The sequence below is a fragment of the Staphylococcus sp. AC872 genome (assembly GCF_979255425.1).
Genome location: NZ_CEEDKW010000019.1, coordinates 1 through 2,517, shown reverse-complemented (window position 1 = coordinate 2,517; position 2,517 = coordinate 1). Strand labels below are relative to the sequence as shown.

Annotated in this window: 1 rRNA gene; it reads right to left on the bottom strand. The window is 50.7% G+C overall.

From position 1 onward, the window contains the following. Positions 1 to 16: 16 nt before the first annotated feature. A 23S ribosomal RNA gene (locus ACZ267_RS12700) occupies positions 17 to 2,517 on the bottom strand; the annotation flags it as partial.

Sequence of the window (2,517 nt, the reverse complement as noted above, 5' to 3'; positions counted from 1 at the left end):
TCGCAAAACATAAATTTTGATTAAGTCTTCGATCGATTAGTATTCGTCAGCTCCACGTGTCACCACGCTTCCACCTCGAACCTATTAACCTCATCATCTTTGAGGGATCTTATAACCGAAGTTGGGAAATCTCATCTTGAGGGGGGCTTCATGCTTAGATGCTTTCAGCACTTATCCCGTCCATACATAGCTACCCAGCTATGCCGTTGGCACGACAACTGGTACACCAGAGGTATGTCCATCCCGGTCCTCTCGTACTAAGGACAGCTCCTCTCAAATTTCCTACGCCCACGACGGATAGGGACCGAACTGTCTCACGACGTTCTGAACCCAGCTCGCGTACCGCTTTAATGGGCGAACAGCCCAACCCTTGGGACCGACTACAGCCCCAGGATGCGATGAGCCGACATCGAGGTGCCAAACCTCCCCGTCGATGTGAACTCTTGGGGGAGATAAGCCTGTTATCCCCGGGGTAGCTTTTATCCGTTGAGCGATGGCCCTTCCATGCGGAACCACCGGATCACTAAGTCCGTCTTTCGACCCTGCTCGACTTGTAAGTCTCGCAGTCAAGCTCCCTTATGCCTTTACACTCTATGAATGATTTCCAACCATTCTGAGGGAACCTTTGAGCGCCTCCGTTACCTTTTAGGAGGCGACCGCCCCAGTCAAACTGCCCACCTGACACTGTCTCCCACCACGATAAGTGGTGCGGGTTAGAAAGCCAACACAGCTAGGGTAGTATCCCACCAATGCCTCCACGTAAGCTAGCGCTCACGTTTCAAAGGCTCCTACCTATCCTGTACAAGCTGTGCCGAATTTCAATATCAGGCTACAGTAAAGCTCCACGGGGTCTTTCCGTCCTGTCGCGGGTAACCTGCATCTTCACAGGTACTATGATTTCACCGAGTCTCTCGTTGAGACAGTGCCCAAATCGTTACGCCTTTCGTGCGGGTCGGAACTTACCCGACAAGGAATTTCGCTACCTTAGGACCGTTATAGTTACGGCCGCCGTTTACTGGGGCTTCGATTCGTAGCTTCGCAGAAGCTAACTACTCCTCTTAACCTTCCAGCACCGGGCAGGCGTCAGCCCCTATACATCACCTTACGGTTTAGCAGAGACCTGTGTTTTTGATAAACAGTCGCTTGGGCCTATTCACTGCGGCTCTTCTGGGCGTTAACCCTAAAGAGCACCCCTTCTCCCGAAGTTACGGGGTCATTTTGCCGAGTTCCTTAACGAGAGTTCGCTCGCTCACCTTAGAATTCTCATCTTGACTACCTGTGTCGGTTTGCGGTACGGGCACCTGTTATCTATCTAGAGGCTTTTCTTGGCAGTGTGAAATCAACGACTCGAGGAAACAATTTCCTCTCCCCATCACAGCTTGACCTTATGAGTGCCGGATTTGCCTAACACTCAGTCTTACTGCTTGGACGTGCAATCCAATAGCACGCTTCGCCTATCCTACTGCGTCCCCCCATCGATTAAAACGATACTAGGTGGTACAGGAATATCAACCTGTTATCCATCGCCTACGCCTGTCGGCCTCAGCTTAGGACCCGACTAACCCAGAGCGGACGAGCCTTCCTCTGGAAACCTTAGTCAATCGGTGGACGGGATTCTCACCCGTCTTTCGCTACTCACACCGGCATTCTCACTTCTAAGCGCTCCACATGTCCTTGCGATCATGCTTCGACGCCCTTAGAACGCTCTCCTACCATTGTCCTACGGACAATCCACAGCTTCGGTAATATGTTTAGCCCCGGTACATTTTCGGCGCAGTGTCACTCGACTAGTGAGCTATTACGCACTCTTTAAATGATGGCTGCTTCTAAGCCAACATCCTAGTTGTCTGGGCAACGCCACATCCTTTTCCACTTAACATATATTTTGGGACCTTAGCTGGTGGTCTGGGCTGTTTCCCTTTCGAACACGGACCTTATCACCCATGTTCTGACTCCCAAGTTAAATTGATTGGCATTCGGAGTTTGTCTGAATTCGGTAACCCGAGAAGGGCCCCTCGTCCAAACAGTGCTCTACCTCCAATAATCATCACTTGAGGCTAGCCCTAAAGCTATTTCGGAGAGAACCAGCTATCTCCAAGTTCGATTGGAATTTCTCCGCTACCCTCAGTTCATCCGCTCACTTTTCAACGTAAGTCGGTTCGGTCCTCCATTCAGTGTTACCTGAACTTCAACCTGACCAAGGGTAGATCACCTGGTTTCGGGTCTACGACCAAATACTAAACGCCCTATTCAGACTCGCTTTCGCTACGGCTCCACATTAGCTGCTTAACCTTGCATCAAATCGTAACTCGCCGGTTCATTCTACAAAAGGCACGCCATCACCCATTAACGGGCTCTGACTACTTGTAAGCACACGGTTTCAAGTTCTCTTTCACTCCCCTTCCGGGGTACTTTTCACCTTTCCCTCACGGTACTGGTTCACTATCGGTCACTAGAGAGTATTTAGCCTTAGGAGATGGTCCTCCCAGATTCCGACGGAATTTCACGTGCTCCGTC